Source organism: Microbacterium sp. TS-1 (genome assembly GCF_000509385.1).
In the GTDB taxonomy this organism is placed as follows: Bacteria; Actinomycetota; Actinomycetes; order Actinomycetales; family Microbacteriaceae; genus Microbacterium; species Microbacterium arborescens.
Map to the genome: position 1 here is coordinate 475,025 of NZ_BASQ01000002.1, position 14,966 is coordinate 489,990.

Here is a 14,966-nt window from a genome sequence, read left to right on the forward strand (position 1 = left end):
CCGTGCCCATCGAGTTCGGAAAGACGCTCACGGTCACCGAGACCCCCATCCCGGGGCTGATCGTCCTCGATCTGCCCGTGCACGGCGACTCACGGGGCTGGTTCAAGGAGAACTGGCAGCGCGAGAAGATGACCGCTGCCGGCATCGACCTGCCCGACTTCGGCCCGGTGCAGAACAACATCTCGTTCAACGACGCGGTGGGCACGACCCGCGGCATCCACGCCGAACCCTGGGACAAGTATGTGTCCGTCGCCACGGGCCGCATCTTCGGCGCTTGGGTCGACCTTCGCGAGGGGCCGACCTTCGGGGCCGTCTACACCGCTGAGCTCGACCCCTCGCGAGCGATCTTCGTCCCGCGCGGCGTCGGGAACTCGTATCAGACGCTCGAGCCCGACACCGCTTACACGTACCTCGTGAACGACCACTGGTCGCCCGATGCGACCTACACCTTCCTGAATCTTGCCGACGAGACCGCCGCGATCGAGTGGCCGATCCCGCTCGATCAGGTCGAGATCAGTGAGAAGGACAAGAACCACCCGCGTCTTTCCGATGTGGTTCCGATGCCGCCCAAGCGCATCCTGGTGACCGGAGCGAACGGCCAGCTCGGCCGGGCACTGCGCGCCGAGTTCGGCGATCACCCCTGGATGGAGTACGCGGGACGGGACGAGCTCGACCTGACGTCGCCCGACCTGGTCTCCGCGCGTCGGTGGCGCGACTACAGCACGATCATCAACGCTGCCGCGTACACCAAGGTCGACCTCGCCGAGACCCCCGAGGGGCGCGTCGACGCCTGGGCGGCCAACGTCACCGCGGTCGCCGCGCTGGCGCGCATCGCGACGGTGAACGGCATCACTCTCGTCCACGTCTCGAGCGACTACGTGTTCGATGGAACGAAGGACGGCGCCTACACCGAGAACGATCCCGTGTCACCCCTCGGCGTCTACGGGCAGACGAAGGCCGCCGGGGATGCCGTCGTATCGGTCGTTCCCCGTCATTACATCGTCCGCACCAGCTGGGTGATCGGCGACGGCAACAACTTCGTGCGCACGATGGCCTCGCTCGCCGAGCGGGGTATCGACCCCAAGGTCGTCGACGACCAGATCGGGCGCCTGACGTTCACCGATGACATCGCGCGCGGCATCCGGCACCTCCTCGAGACGGGTGCTGAGTACGGCGTCTACAACCTGTCGTCGAGCGGCGACGCGCTGAGCTGGTTCGACGTAGCCCGCGAGGTGTTCGTGGCTTGCGACGCGCATCCGGATCGCGTCTCGCCCGTCTCAACCGACGACTACTTTTCCGGATCACCTGGGCCCGTCGCGCCGCGCCCGAGGAACAGCACTCTCGATCTTGATCGCTCCACGGCCCGGGGACTCATCCCGCCCGCGAACAGCCGAACAGCCGCTGGCTTTCTCTCGAACGGTTGACGAGCTCTCCGCTCATGCGGTCGACGCGGCGCCGATCACGATGCGCGGCACGCCCGCCCATCGAGCCGGGTCGGTCGCGTTCCGACCGTCCACCAGCAACCGGATGCCGGGAAGGTCGCGCGTCGAGAGCTGGCGGTACTCAGCGTGGTCCGTCTGAAGGATGGCCATGTCGACCGGCGCGCCCGGCGAATGAGGCGTGAGACCGAGCTGAGCGAGCTCCTCATCGTCGTAAAGCGGGTCATCCACCGTGACGAGGGCGCCGCGCTGCTGCAGGGCCTGCACAGTCGGGAAGACGCCTGAGAAGGCGGTTTCCTTCACGCCGCCGCGATAAGCCGCGCCCAGGACGACGACGCGCAGCCCGTCGAGGGAGCCCAACATGTCTTCCGCCCGCGAGACCAGACGTTCGGGCATGGAGGCGTTGAGCAGCCGCGCAGTGCGCACGATGTCGGCATCGCGGTCCGTTGAGAGGTAGAGGCGCGGGTAGACCGGGATGCAATGTCCGCCTACAGCGATTCCGGGCCGGTGAATGTGGCTGTACGGCTGTGAGTTGCATGCCTCGATGACCTGGTAGACATCGATACCCTGCTCGCCCGCGAAGAGCGCGAACTGGTTCGCAAGACCGATGTTCACGTCGCGGTACGTCGTCTCTGCGAGCTTCGCCATCTCTGCAGCCTCGGCGCTGCCGAGATCCCACACCCCGTTGGGACGGGGCAGGTCCGGGCGCTCGTCAAACTGCAACACCGCCTCGTAGAACTCACGAGCGCGTGCCGCGCCGGCCTCCGACAGACCGCCGATGAGCTTGGGATAGCGGCGCAGGTCGGAGAAGACGCGACCGGTCAGCACTCGCTCAGGGGAGAAGACGAGGTGGAAGTCCTCGCCCTCGGTGAGGCCAGAGCCCTCCTCGAGGAGTGGCTTCCACCGGTTCCGCGTCGTGCCCACCGGGAGGGTCGTCTCGTAGGAGACGAGGGTGTCAGGAGTGAGGTGCTGCGCAAGAGACCGCGTGGCCGCGTCCATCCATGCGAAATCGGGCTCCCACGTGCTGTCGTCGACGAACAACGGCACGACGAGGACCACGGCATCCGCCGAAGGGACGGCTTCGGCATAATCAACGGTGGCCCGCAGGCGCCCGTCTGCGACCAAACGCTCCAGTTTCTCCTGCAGGTGAGCTTCACCGGGGAACGGCTCGACGCCCGCGTTGATGGACGCGACCGTTCCGGCGTTGACGTCGACCCCAATGACCTCGTGGCCCGACTCGGCGAACTGAACGGCGAGGGGCAGCCCGATTTTTCCCAGGGCTATCACGGCGATGCGCATTAGCTCAGTCTACAAGCGGGCTAGTGGTCCTACCTCCGGCGGAGGGTCAGCGCGAGGATTGTCACGAGCATCAGGCCAACACCGACGGCCGTGTTCCTTGCCAGCGGCAGGAAGCGGGAAGCCCCGACCTTGATCAAAGCGGATGCCGCAACGTACCGCGGCTGCGCTTGCGCATGGAGGAAGGCTGTCAACCTCGCTGGCCGAACCATCCCCCACTGCCGAGGATTCGCCATCTGCTCGCTCAACCGGTGCACGGTCTCGAAATCGGGCTCGTCTCGGCGCAGCTCGTCGACGGTGAGCCGGTGGATCGATGCGATGTAGCCGAGGCTGCGGGGCGAGATCGACTCGATCATGTCGACCACTTCCCGGAAGGCATGCACGTCATCGCGAGTGAACCCCCGCCCGCCGTCGCGGATGCGGAGGGTGTCCATGAGGTTGCGGCGCAGGAGCTTGGTAGCGAGCGCGTCACGGTAGCCCGGAACCAGGGAGCGGATGAACCCGCTCCCCAGCACCTCACGGATGGCGGAGAGCTCCTGCCGCACCGGTTTGGGATCCCACGTGACGCGTACTGGCGCGTCGGCGTGCTCGATGTACGCCGCGACTCCGGCCGCCGGCACGACGCGTCCGAGCGCCCACAACCGAGTGACGAACGGCAGATCGCCGCCGCTGCGGGCACCGTCCATGAGTCGCAGTTGCAAGCGTTCCACAGCATCTCGCCGCATGAGTCCGAGTGGCGCACTGCGGTACGGCAAGCGGTCCTTCGCGAAGTCGAGGACCCCTGACTTCCAGACGCGCTTCGCCGGTGAGCGGACGAGCGCACGCCTGTCGCCGCGCACGACTTTGGCGATGACGGCGTCAGCTCGGAAGCGCTCCGCGGTGGCTCGCCACTGAGCCGCCGCGCCGGGATCCAATTCGTCGTCCGAGCCCATGATGCCCACGTAGTCCGCATCCGAGGCCGCAAGTCCGAGGTTGAAGGGACCCGACGGACTCGGGATTCCGTCGTCCAGCTGAAGAAACCGCACCCGTTCAGGTGCCCGCCCGATCACGTCGGCGAGCTCAGCCCTCACATCCGTCTCCGGCAGGTTGTGGCACACGATCAGCACACGGATCGATGAATCGTCGTCGCTGAGCACCGACCCCACGGCCCGCCGGATGTTCCGCCTGACATCGTGGACGGCGATGATGATGTCTACGGTTCGCTCAGTCACCGGCATGCCTCTCATAGATCTCACGGTATGCCCGCAGGAAGACATCCTCACTGAAACGAGCGCACAGCGCGCGCCCGTGCTCGCGCACTCTGGCGCGGTCGCGTCTTGCTGCCCGGAGGATCGCCGGCGCTATCGCTGCGGCGTCTCGGGACACGATCTCCCCCACGGCCGAGGTGACGAAGGCGTTGTGCTCTCCCGGCCCGGTCACGACGGCGGGCGTTCCCATCGAGAGCGCCTCCACCGTCGCCAGTGAGAACGTCTCGCCGTCGGAAGGCAGGAGGAAGACATCCGCATCCGCCAGCGCCCGGGCGACGGCGGAGCGGTCTTGGTGGCCCGGCGCGCGGCGCACCACGTCCGCGGACTCCGACAGGAACTGCGCCCGGTCGGGACCGTCACCGATCCAGTCGAGCTCCACGCAGACGCCTCGGTCGCGCAGGCTGCGGATCGCGTCGATCGCGATCCGCCATCCCTTACGTTCGACGAGCGAGGCGACGACGACGACGCGGATGGTCGTGTCTCGCCGCCCTCTGCGCTCTACGCGCGGGTCGGGCAAGGGATCGACGATGTTGCCGACAACCGACACCGGACGCTTGCGCACTGCTCTGATGCGCTCGGCCAGATGATCTCCGACCGCCACGACCTCATCCGGACCACGAAAGAGCACCTTCAGAGCGGCGCGGCAGATCGCCGGCCCCTCGTCGACGAGACGCGGAACGGCGCTCCAGTGCTCCGTATGCACCCAAGGCGTCCGAGGGGCACGCAGCGCAAACGGCATCGCGGCAGGTGCCGCCATGGTGTGCACGATGTCGACGCCAGCGTCGATGGCGCCGAGGCGGCGTTGCACAGAAGCCCACCCGCGAGGTGAACGAACATCGACGGGAATTCGGTGCACGCGTGCAGCGCCATCCATGAAGGACCGCCGTCCGTCATCGAGGCCCTTCCCGACGAGATGCAGCACCTGAATGTCGTGTTCTCGAGAAAGCGCCTGAACATCCCGCGCGATGAAGGAGCCGGCACCAGGGTTGCGTCGTGTCGGGTACCAAGACGTCACCACTCGCACGCGCACCACCCGAGGATAACAGTGGCAAAGCGCCTGCCACCGGCTACCCGCATAGCATGGTGGGATGCCTGGCTCCTCGCGCGTTCTGCACCTTAACGACTGTGCTTTCGTCGGACGGCACATCGTGACCGCTGCACGCGAGACCGGGCGCTCTTGGCGCTTCATGCCGCCGGAGCAGGCGTGGGCTCCGGTGCGCGCGGGCCACCGGAAGCCCACGAAGCTGGCACAAGCCGCGACCTTCGCCCGTATCGACGTCAATGTCGCTTGGGCGCAGGTCGTGCACGCCCACTTCGCGACAACGGCGAGCCGGCTGACTCCGTGGTTCGTACCGTCTCGCCCGTACGTTCTTCACTTGCACGGTACGGACATCCGAACCCGCTGGGCATCCTCCGCTGAGCACGACAAGATTCAGCGGTTCATCGACGGTGCTTCACACGTCTATTATTCGACCCCCGATCTCCTCGAGAACGCCACAACCGCACGGAGCGACGCGGAGTACCTTCCCATCTTCGTCGACCCGCATCAGCTGCCCGACTGGCGTCCGCAACCATATGTCGCGGTGGTCTCCCGTTGGGAAGAGGTGAAAGGCCATGTCGAGATGCTCGCCGTGGCTCGCGGCCTCATCTCAGCGGGTATCGAAGTGCGAGGCTTGAACTGGGGTCCCGGCGCCGCTGAGGCCGCCGCCATCGGCGTGAAGCTTCAGCCACGGATGTCGCACCCGGACTTCCTGGATTTCTTGTCTCACGCGTCTGCGGCACTGGGGCAGTCGAGCTCGATCCTGAGCGTGTCAGAGGTCGAGGCGATGGCCATCGGCGTTCCGCTCTCCGCGGTGGGAACGCACCTACCCGGACCGGACGGACGCCCCCTTCCGATCCGGGAAGGCTCACCGGACGAGGTGACGGAACAGCTCCTCGCAGACCTCGAAGACCCCGCCGCCGCCTCGCATCGACTCGACGTGGCGAACTGGGCGCGCACCTGGCATACCGCTCACCGGTATCTGCCTCAGCTCGACGAGATCTACCGGCGGGTCACGAGCGACAGCTGATCAGGTCAAGCCCGCGAGCCGCGCCTGAGCGGCGAAGTCTGGAGCCTGGCGGACCACCTCGTCGAATGTGCCGCGTGCGACGAGTCGGCCGTCGGCGAAGAAGCACACCAGGTCGGCGCGACGCACCGTCGCGAGCCTATGCGCGACCGTCACCACGGTCACAGACCCTCGCAGACGCTCCATCGCTGCGGTGACAGCGTCTTCGGTCGTCGTGTCGAGAGCCGAGGTCGCCTCGTCCAACACCAGGACTACCGGCTCGGGATAGAGTGCCCGGGCGATGCCGAGACGTTGCCGCTGGCCGCCGGAGAGCGCGAGTCCGCGTTCGCCGATTCGCGCATCGAGCCCGCCCTCTCGCGCCTCGAGGAACGGTCCCAGCTGGGCTCGGTCGAGGGCGGACGCGGCAGCGGCCCGGTCATATTCCGTGCTCCACGTCAGAGCGACGTTCTGACCGATCGTTCCATCGAAGAGAGCCACGTCCTGCGGGACATACCCCACGCGTGAGCGCCACGTACCGAGAACCTCTCCGAGATCCTGGTCATCGACACGGATAGAGCCCGTCGTCGGGGTGATGAGTCCCAGGAGCAGATCCACCATCGTCGATTTTCCCGCGCCGGATGCACCGACGAAAGCGACGTGTCCGCCGAAAGGGATCTCCACGTCGATCTCCTTCAGCGCGGGCAGCGCGCTCCCCGGGTATGTGAAGGACACCCCGCTCAGGACGAGCTTCTGCGGCTGCGGCGCAAGAGAACCGTATCCGATGGATTCCGCGTCACGGACGTACGCATCCGCCGCACGGATGTCCCGCATAACCGCGCGGGCATGAGGCATGGTCGACGCCGTGGAGGTCATCACCCCCTGGAACTGCAGCATCGACGGCACCATGCGGAAGCTCGCCAGGCCGAAGAGCGCGATAGACGTGAAGGCGGTCTCGATCCCCCCGGTCCAGTAGCCCACGCCTCCGATCAGGAGAAAACCCAAGATGATTGCTGAATCCACGACGAATCGCGGGATGGCACCGAGGAAGCCGATGGTGGCGCGGGCACGCACTGCCTCGGCCCGATTGGCACTCACCAGAGCGGCGACCTCTTCCGCTTTGTCGCGCAGCGTGATCTCCTTCAAAGCCTGCACCATCTCGGTCATGAGCTGAGCGGTCTTGAACGAGTAGTCGCGGTTGATGCGTCCGTTGCGCACGGCGCGACGCGATACCCAGCCGTAGAGGAGCGCCGCGACGAGCCCGAGATAGGCGAGTGTGACGGCGGCGATCAGCGGCTGCGACACGACGAGCACCAGCAGAACGGACAGGAACGTCACGACCTGCGAGGGGAGCGAGGCGGCGGGAAGCAGGAGACCGGACGTCGTGTTGGCGATGCCGACATCCGCCATTCGCACCAGCTCGGAGGAATTGCGCTTCAGCCGTTCGAGCCAGGGAGCCCGGATGTACGCCTCGAAGAGCCTGTTGCCGATGGTCAACTCGAACTCGGCCATCCGCCGAGTCACAAACCACTGCTGCGCCAGGGCGATCAACGACTTCACGACCATAAGCGCGCAAGCGCCGATGAGAAGCCAGATGACTGCCGACGAGGGCATCTCCCCGAAGATCGGAAGTGTCACCGGACGCCCGACTGCGAAGGAACCAAGCACGAGTGCGAGCAGCCCCAGGGCGACGATGTCGATCAGCGCCAATGCCGACGAACTGAGAGCGTAACGCGCAAGGAAGCCACGCGCGTTGGCGGGAAGCAAGCTGAGGAGCTCGCGTAACGAAGACCAGAGTTCCTTCACGCGCCCCTCCCGGCCTGCGCCACCGACTGAGCAGTCAGAGTACGGCCGCCTTCCCAGTCGCAGCGGCAGCAAGCGCTGACTCGACGACGGATAGGGTGCGCAGCCCGTCGGCCATCGTCACGATGTCGTTGGACCGTCCCAGTACCGCATCGCGGAAAGCCTCGTGCTCGACGCGCAGGGGCTCCCGCTTCGGGAACGCGAACCGGACGACGTCGCCCTCCGACACACCTCGAAAACTCGACACTGATTCCCACTCGAGAGGGATAGTCCCGTTGGCATAGAAAGTGAGATCGCCCGTCGCAGTGTCAGCGACGAAGGCGCCGCGCTCCCCCGTCACGACGGTGACTCGCTCTTTCATCGGCGAGAGCCAGTTGACCAGGTGGTTCACGATGACACCGGACGCCAGTCGCCCGGTGATCGCGATCATGTCTTCGTGCTCGCGGCCGCTGCGGTGCGCGGTTTGGGCGAAGACGCGTTCATAGGTGCTGTCGCCGACCCACGCGGTCAGGTCGATGTCGTGCGAAGCGAGATCCTTGGTGACCCCGACATCGGCGATACGGGCCGGGAAAGGCCCCTGACGACGAGTCTGGATCTGGTAGACCTGACCGAGCTCGCCCTCGCGAAGACGACGCCGCATCTCCTGCAGCGCAGGGTTGAACCGCTCGATGTGGCCGACCGCGCCGACGAGGCCGGCGGCGTCGAAGGCTTCGACCATCCGCGCTCCAGCCTCGACCGTGTCGGCGATCGGTTTCTCGACGAGGGTGTGCACGCCCGCCGCGCTCAGGCGCAACGCGGCGTCCTCGTGGAACCGGGTCGGGACCGCCACCACCGCCATATCGATCCCCGCGGCGATCAATGCGTCGACGTCGTCGAGCACGGGCAATGAGCCGGCGACGCCGAACGGATCGCCCGCGGGATCCGCGATCGCGGCCAGCTCGACGCCGTCGATCTCTCGGAGGACGCGGGCGTGATGGCGTCCCATCATGCCCACGCCGAGCAGCCCCGCTCGCAGCGTCATGCGGCACCCGCCGATGCCACCGCATTGACCGCCGAGACGATGCGCTCCAGATCATCGTCGCTCAGCGACGGGTGCACCGGCAGCGAGATGACCTCCGCTGCGGCGCGCTCCGTCTCGGGGAGCTCCAGGCCTGGTGCGAACGACGCGAGCGAGGGCAGACGGTGATTCGGGATCGGATAGTAGACGCCCGATCCGACGTGGTGCTCGTCCCGGAGCGCCCGGACGAAACCGTCACGGTCCTCAGGCACTCGGATCGTGTACTGGTGGTATACGTGGCGGGCACCCTCGGCCACCGGCGGGACGACGACACCGCGGAGGTTGTTGTCGAGGAACCGGGCATTGGCCCGGCGCGTCTCGGTCCACGCCTCGACCTTGGTCAGCTGCACCCGCCCGATGGCCGCATGGATGTCGGTCATCCGAGCGTTGAACCCTACGACCTCGTTCTCGTACTGGCGCTCCATCCCCTGGTTGCGCAGAAGACGCACGCGGCGGGCGAATTCCTCGTTGACGGTCGAGACCATGCCGCCCTCGCCGCTCGTCATGTTCTTCGTCGGGTAGAGCGAGAACATCGCGAACGCCCCGAACGTGCCGACGGGGCGGTCCCCGAGCGCCGCGCCGTGGGCCTGCGCAGCATCCTCGAAGAGGGCGATGTCGTGGCGCGTCGCGATGTCGGCCAGCTCGCCCATCCGAGCCGGGTGCCCGTACAGGTGGACCGGAAGGATGCCGCGGGTCCGCGGCGTGATAGCGCCTTCGACCGCCGCGGGGTCGAGTGAGAAGGTGTCGGGCTCGATGTCGGCGAATACGGGCGACGCTCCGGTGAGCGCCACGGAATTCGCCGTGGCCGCGAAGGTGAACGAGGGGACGATCACTTCGTCGCCTGGTCCGATCCCGGCCGCGAGGAGTCCGAGGTGCAGGCCCGAAGTACCCGAGTTCACGGCGACCACGGGCCGCGACTCGACGAAGTGCGCCGCGAACTCCTGCTCGAACGCCGCCACCTCGGGACCCTGAGCGATCATGCCCGAGCGGAGCACGCGGTCGACGGCGGCGCGCTCCTCGTCGCCGACGATGGGGCGAGCAGGCGGGATCATTTCAGTCATCGCGACTCCTTCAGCGTTCCGGCGGATTCGGTGTAGCGCTCACCCGTGCTCGGGCAGACCCACACCCCCTCCTCCGCTTGTTCGAGGCGCATCCCGCTCTTCCCCACCCAGCCGATGCGCTTGGCCGGAACTCCCGCGACCAGCGCATGATCCGGGACGTCGCGCACGACGACCGCTCCGGCTGACACCATGGCCCAGCGGCCGATCCGCACGGGAGCAACGCAGGTCGCACCCGCACCGATGGACGCGCCGTGCTCGATCTCAACGCCGACGGGGGTCCAATCGTCCGCGCTCTTCAGCTCGCCCTCGGGGGTGATAGCGCGGGGGTATGTGTCGTTCGTCAGGACCGCGGCCGGGCCGATGAACACACCGTCGGCCAGGCGCGCCGGTTCGTAGACGAGCGCGAGGTTCTGGATCTTGCAGTTGTCACCGATTGTCACCCCGGAGCCGATATAGGCGCCTCGGCCGATGACGCAACGGCGCCCGATGCGCGCGCCCTCCCGAATCTGGGCCAAGTGCCACACCGCAGTACCCGCCCCCAGCGAGACATCACCGGCGACGTCCGCCGAGTCCACCACGCGGGTGTCATGTGAATGGATCATCTCAAACTTCCCGTGCGCACCGAGAGAGGGCGCACACCGTTTCCATCCTAACGAGCCCGGCCGCGACGGCCCCGTGCAAATCTGGGGCTGTCAACGGCGGCGAGCGTCGCGTCGGCTGCCCGGCGGGCGACGGCGCGTCCGGAGAGGTTACGCGCCGCCCAGGCCGCCACTCCGGCGCGGCGCTCTGCAGAGGGCTCGGCCGACGCCGTCTCGATCAGAGCGGCGGCGACCGGCTCGACATCCCATGCGGTGCCGGCGCCCAGATCGTTGTCGATGACGAGCGAGCGCACGGGATCCGGACCGGCGTAGATGACGGGCGTGCCCACCGCGAGTGCGGCGTACGCCTTCGTCGGCACGGCGAAATCGTAACCGCCACCTTCTCGGATCGAGGCAAGTGCCGCGCGCGCTCCTCGGATCAATCGAGCCGCCACGGGAGCCGGCACCTGGTCGCGGAAGCGCACGAGATCGTCGAGGCCGAGCTGCCGAGTGCGCTCCTTCAGCTCATCCCATTCACCGCCCTGACCGACGAAGAGAGCGGTGATCGCGTGTCCCCGAGCACGGGCGATCGCCAGCGCGTCGATGAACACGCCCGCGCCGTGCCACTCACTGGCGGTGCCGATGTAGACGACGTGAGCGGCGGGCTCGGGCGCCACCGCCGGGTTGAAGGTCTCGTCATCGACACCGTGGCCCACAGCGGTCACGCGCGCGCCGGGGCTCAGGGCACGCACGGTCGTCGCGACGCCCTCGGTCACCGCGAGCACCGCGCGCGCTCCGCCGAGCGACCATGCCTCGAGGGCGCGCACCAACCGCACCACGATTCGCGGCGCGCTCGTCGCCTCGGCCGCGACGGAAACGAGGTCGGCCGCGTAGTAGACGTACGGGACCCGACGGATGGCGCAAGCGACGCGCACGACGGTCCCGGTGGTCGGCGGAGGCTCCACGACCGCGACATCCGCTCGCGGGCCGAGCAGCACGCGGAAGAAGGCGGGGATGTCAAAACTCAGGTAGGGCAGGTAACCGCGCACCTGCCCGGAACGATCCCGGAGCACCGGCCAGCGACGCACCCGTCCCGCGGGACGTAGCGTCGTCGCGGACCGCGGTGCGCGACTGGTGAGAACTTCGACATGGTGTCCACGCTCGTGGAGTTCTCGGACGAGGAGCGATAGCCGCAGACTCGCTGCCGCGGGCTCCGGCGCATAGATTCGTGAGACGATCTGAATGCGCATGACCTCTCGATCCTAACCGCCCCGACCCTCGCGCCCGCGTCTGCGAGAATGAGACCGTGTCCCCCGCTACCCCCGCCGTCGATCGTGTCGACGCCATCACCTGGGTGGTGGTTCCCCTCTATAACGAGATGACGGTCATCGGGGATGTGGTCCGCGAGCTCACCGCGCACTTCCATCACGTCGTCTGCGTCGACGACGGCTCCCGCGACGACTCGGTCGCTGCTGCCGTCGCCGCCGGAGCCACCGTCGTGCGGCATCCGGTCAATCTGGGGCAGGGCGCGGCGCTGCAGACGGGAATCGAGTTCGCTCTCTCGCACCCGCAGGCGGAGTACCTCGTCACCTTCGACGCCGACGGGCAGCACCGGGTCGAGGACGCAGTAGCCATGGTCCGTCGAGCGGACGAGGAGAATCTGGCCATTGTCTTCGGTTCGCGGTTCCTGGATGACCGTACGCGGCCCGGATGGGCCAAAAAGGTGGTGCTGAAGACCGCGGTCTGGGTCACGAACATGACGACCGGCACCCGCCTCACCGATGCCCACAACGGATTGCGCGTGCTGCGGCGCGATGCCGCCGCGCGTGTCGATCTGCAACAGGACCGCATGGCGCATGCGACAGAGATCGTCCTGCAGCTCAATCGCACGGGTCTCCCGCACGCCGAACATCCTGTGGAGCTGCGATACACCGACTACTCGAAGGCGAAAGGGCAGAGCCTGCTCAACGCCGTCAACATCCTCGTGGACCTGGTGGTGAAGTGATCATGGGTATCCAGATCCTGCTGATCGGGTCGATCCTCGTCCTGGGATTCCTCCTCCTGCGCAAGCCCGGAAGCGACACCCATCAAGCCTTGCGCCGTATGCTCTTCGCCGCGTTCGCCCTCGTGGCGATCCTGTCCGTGCTCTTCCCGCAGTGGCTGACCTGGGTCGCACAGCTCATGGGCGTCGGACGCGGTACGGACCTGCTCCTGTACGCGCTCGTCGTCGTCTTCCTCGCGTTCGTCTACGCGCAGTACCGAGCTAACGCCGGCTTGCAGCGTCAACTCACCCGGCTCGCGCGCCGCTTCGCCATCCAAGAGGCGCTGCTGGCCGAGGCGCGGCAGCTCCACACGGACGGGGAAGGGGCGCCCGGATCGCCTCCGGACAGCTCGGCGGGGCCCGCCCCCGAGTTTCCCGCGCTGCAGAACCGAACCGCCCTCGACGACGACCGCGGCGAAGGACCTACCGCCTAACAGGCGATGACACGCCAGAGCGACGCGTCTCCCTCGCGGTCGACCAGCTCGAACCCCGGCCGTTCGTCGATCTCTGCGAAGCCCGGCATCATCCACCGTCCCGGATACCACTCCCCGGGCCCGAAGTCGAGCAGATACTCCGCCCCGAACGCGGCGAGCGCGCCGCAGACAGCTGGGTCGTCACTGACGTTGCGCAGATTCTCGGCGAGCAACCAGTACTGTTCGGAGGACGGAGGCGCCCACGTGCGCGGAATCACATCTCGCCCGCTCAGCGCGTAACCGAATGACGCTCCCGTGCTCGGGTTGGCGATCACGACGGCGTCCTCGGGGAGGACATCGTCGAGACGTTCGAGCAGGGTGAGCTCGTCCTTCGACACGAACGAGGTCGCCGATACCTCGTAGGCATGCGGATCGGTGTCGCCGGCGAACACGTCTCGCCGCTCGACGCGGGGCATCGCGACGGTCTGGACGATCACGGGGACGCACACCAGCAGCACGACTGCGCCGGTCACGAGCGCGAGCGGGGAACGCCCGCTGCTCCGGCGCTGCGCGAGTATCGAGACCCGGTCCGACACAGCGGCGACTCCCGCACCGGCGAGCACGAGCCCGAAGACGGGCACGATGGCGGCGAGCCGGTACGGGTCCTCGTACCACGGCCCCACCAACGCCGCTCGTAACCGATCCGACCCCACCGCAGCGGCGACGACGTAGAGCCCGGCGCTCACCGCCCACGCGGTGGCGATCGCACGGATCCGCCATGAGCTCGCGGCCATGCCTGCCACCATGCCCGCCAGCATCGCGATGCTGACGGCCAAAGCCGCTGGGTAACCCAGGAAGCTGTTCGCGACGACCTCGAGGCCTGCTGAGCGGATGCCGGTGTGCGGCTCCCAAGCGGCGGAGACGCTGACGCCGAAATACCACCACACCCAGCACAGCACGCCGGCCGCCGCGACGGCTGCGACCAATCCGTTCAGCCCGCTGCGCCCGCTCCGGGCGAAGTGTCCCGGCAACGACCACAGCAGCGACGCGAGAGCGGCAACCCCCCACGCGAGCGCGGTCGAGGGCTGCGACACCAGGACGGCACCGAGCGGCAGCAAGACGACAGCGATCCCGCCTACCGCTGCGCCAACCGATGCGCGCCGGTCGGCCGCGCTGGTATGGCCGACGATCTGCTTCGGAACGCGCGCGGGGATGATCGTCGCGATAGCGGCGGGAAGGAGCGCGCCGGCGAGCAGCTGCGGATACAGGACGCCCCACTGCACGAGCCCGAGCGGGAATGCGATGACCGAACCCGCGAGCGCTGCCGCAGCACCGGCTGCGACGGGGCCGGCCACGCGGAAGGCGAGGAAGGCGACTCCGAGAGGCCAGACCACGACGCCGATGACGAACGTGAGGGCATTCGCTGCGAGGGGGATGGACGCGCCGGTCAGCGGCGGGATCAGGGCTGCAAGCGTATGCCAGGCGGACGGGTAGAAACCGCGGGCGCCGATGACCTCGGTGATACCAAGCGGCGAGGCGACGCCGGACTCGATAGCGAAGCGCACCGCGCTCAGGTGAAAGGCCGCATCATTCGTCTGCGAGATGGCGGCAGGCGTGCCGAACTCGCTGACAAACCGGATGCTCAGGAGCAGACCCCCCAGGACAAGCCCGGCCAGGATGATGGCTGTATCCGCGCCACGCCGAGGGCCGGCCCCGTGGAGACCCGGCCAGGGCAGAGCCCGACGAATGCCCCAGACCGAGAGCAGAAGGCCGGCGAACGCGACGAGCGCGCTGACGGGCGACCACGGCACGCCGATCAGATCGAGCACGAGAGCCGAGCCCACGGCCATGACCACTGTGAGTGCAGGGGCGAGCGCCCACAGCGCCACCGACCGGAGCCGCAGTATCGCTCCCATCCCCAGCCCGGGCAGCAGGACGACGATCGCCGCAACGATGTACGCCGGGCTGCTCGCCAGCCATTCGGTCACG

General features: G+C 67.7%; 13 protein-coding genes. 4 read left to right on the top strand and 9 right to left on the bottom strand.

The features are described 5' to 3' along the window. The first annotated feature begins 2 nt into the window (after nucleotides 1–2). The gene (locus MTS1_RS14925; protein ID WP_023955446.1) at nucleotides 3–1,424 is read left to right on the top strand and encodes a bifunctional dTDP-4-dehydrorhamnose 3,5-epimerase family protein/NAD(P)-dependent oxidoreductase; all 1,422 of its coding nucleotides are present in this window, start codon (nucleotides 3–5) and stop codon (nucleotides 1,422–1,424) included. A 12-nt stretch (nucleotides 1,425–1,436) separates the two neighbouring features. Here the strand turns inward: MTS1_RS14925 and MTS1_RS14930 are convergent, their stop codons facing one another. From MTS1_RS14930 to MTS1_RS14940, 3 genes are read right to left on the bottom strand one after another with little or no spacing between them, the layout of a single operon-like run. Continuing rightward, nucleotides 1,437–2,738, bottom strand: a complete 1,302-nt coding sequence (locus MTS1_RS14930) for a nucleotide sugar dehydrogenase (RefSeq protein ID WP_023955448.1) — start codon at nucleotides 2,736–2,738, stop codon at nucleotides 1,437–1,439. Nucleotides 2,739–2,767: 29 nt separating this feature from the next. Then, entirely contained in the window at nucleotides 2,768–3,946 is a 1,179-nt protein-coding gene (locus tag MTS1_RS16195) for a glycosyltransferase (RefSeq protein ID WP_158497471.1), read from the bottom strand. After that, nucleotides 3,939–5,012 carry a glycosyltransferase family 4 protein gene (locus tag MTS1_RS14940; RefSeq protein WP_158497472.1) on the bottom strand — a complete coding sequence of 358 codons (1,074 nt, stop codon included), beginning with the start codon at nucleotides 5,010–5,012 and terminating at the stop codon, nucleotides 3,939–3,941. The genes MTS1_RS16195 and MTS1_RS14940 overlap by 8 nt, the downstream gene beginning before the upstream one ends. Before the next feature lie 118 nt (nucleotides 5,013–5,130). On the opposite strand from MTS1_RS14940, the gene MTS1_RS14945 reads away from it, so the two are divergent. Beyond that, on the top strand, nucleotides 5,131–6,051 hold the full coding sequence (locus tag MTS1_RS14945; protein WP_144083425.1) for a glycosyltransferase family 4 protein: 921 nt from the start codon (nucleotides 5,131–5,133) through the stop codon (nucleotides 6,049–6,051). On the opposite strand, the gene MTS1_RS14950 is transcribed toward MTS1_RS14945, so the two are convergent. Genes MTS1_RS14950 through MTS1_RS14970 form a run of 5 tightly spaced genes read right to left on the bottom strand, consistent with a single transcriptional unit; the run spans nucleotide 6,052 to nucleotide 11,773 of the window. Continuing rightward, nucleotides 6,052–7,902 carry an ABC transporter ATP-binding protein gene (locus MTS1_RS14950; protein WP_233494955.1) on the bottom strand — a complete coding sequence of 617 codons (1,851 nt, stop codon included), beginning with the start codon at nucleotides 7,900–7,902 and terminating at the stop codon, nucleotides 6,052–6,054. Next, on the bottom strand, nucleotides 7,865–8,848 hold the full coding sequence (locus MTS1_RS14955) for a Gfo/Idh/MocA family protein (protein ID WP_023955458.1): 984 nt from the start codon (nucleotides 8,846–8,848) through the stop codon (nucleotides 7,865–7,867). The genes MTS1_RS14950 and MTS1_RS14955 overlap by 38 nt, the downstream gene beginning before the upstream one ends. Then, a complete protein-coding gene (locus MTS1_RS14960; protein ID WP_023955460.1) occupies nucleotides 8,845–9,945 on the bottom strand; it encodes a DegT/DnrJ/EryC1/StrS aminotransferase family protein in 1,101 nt (366 codons plus the stop codon). The genes MTS1_RS14955 and MTS1_RS14960 overlap by 4 nt, the downstream gene beginning before the upstream one ends. Continuing rightward, nucleotides 9,942–10,547: an acyltransferase gene (locus MTS1_RS14965; protein WP_023955461.1), complete on the bottom strand. Its 606-nt coding sequence runs from the start codon at nucleotides 10,545–10,547 to the stop codon at nucleotides 9,942–9,944. Before MTS1_RS14965 ends, MTS1_RS14960 begins: the two co-directional genes overlap by 4 nt. A 47-nt stretch (nucleotides 10,548–10,594) precedes the next feature. Next, complete coding sequence (locus tag MTS1_RS14970) at nucleotides 10,595–11,773, bottom strand: glycosyltransferase (RefSeq protein WP_023955463.1); 1,179 nt, start codon at nucleotides 11,771–11,773, stop codon at nucleotides 10,595–10,597. A gap of 56 nt (nucleotides 11,774–11,829) precedes the next feature. Here MTS1_RS14970 and MTS1_RS14975 point away from each other — a divergent pair, with 56 nt between their 5' ends. Together MTS1_RS14975 and MTS1_RS14980 are read left to right on the top strand one after the other, a co-directional pair. Further along, nucleotides 11,830–12,528 carry a glycosyltransferase family 2 protein gene (locus MTS1_RS14975; protein ID WP_023955465.1) on the top strand — a complete coding sequence of 233 codons (699 nt, stop codon included), beginning with the start codon at nucleotides 11,830–11,832 and terminating at the stop codon, nucleotides 12,526–12,528. Between the two features lie 2 nt (nucleotides 12,529–12,530). Next, nucleotides 12,531–12,998 carry a DUF2304 domain-containing protein gene (locus tag MTS1_RS14980; protein ID WP_023955467.1) on the top strand — a complete coding sequence of 156 codons (468 nt, stop codon included), beginning with the start codon at nucleotides 12,531–12,533 and terminating at the stop codon, nucleotides 12,996–12,998. Here MTS1_RS14980 and MTS1_RS14985 read toward each other — a convergent pair. Continuing rightward, nucleotides 12,995–14,965: a DUF6541 family protein gene (locus MTS1_RS14985; protein WP_023955469.1), complete on the bottom strand. Its 1,971-nt coding sequence runs from the start codon at nucleotides 14,963–14,965 to the stop codon at nucleotides 12,995–12,997. The two genes, MTS1_RS14980 and MTS1_RS14985, sit on opposite strands and share 4 nt — an antisense overlap. Nucleotide 14,966: the final 1 nt, after the last annotated feature.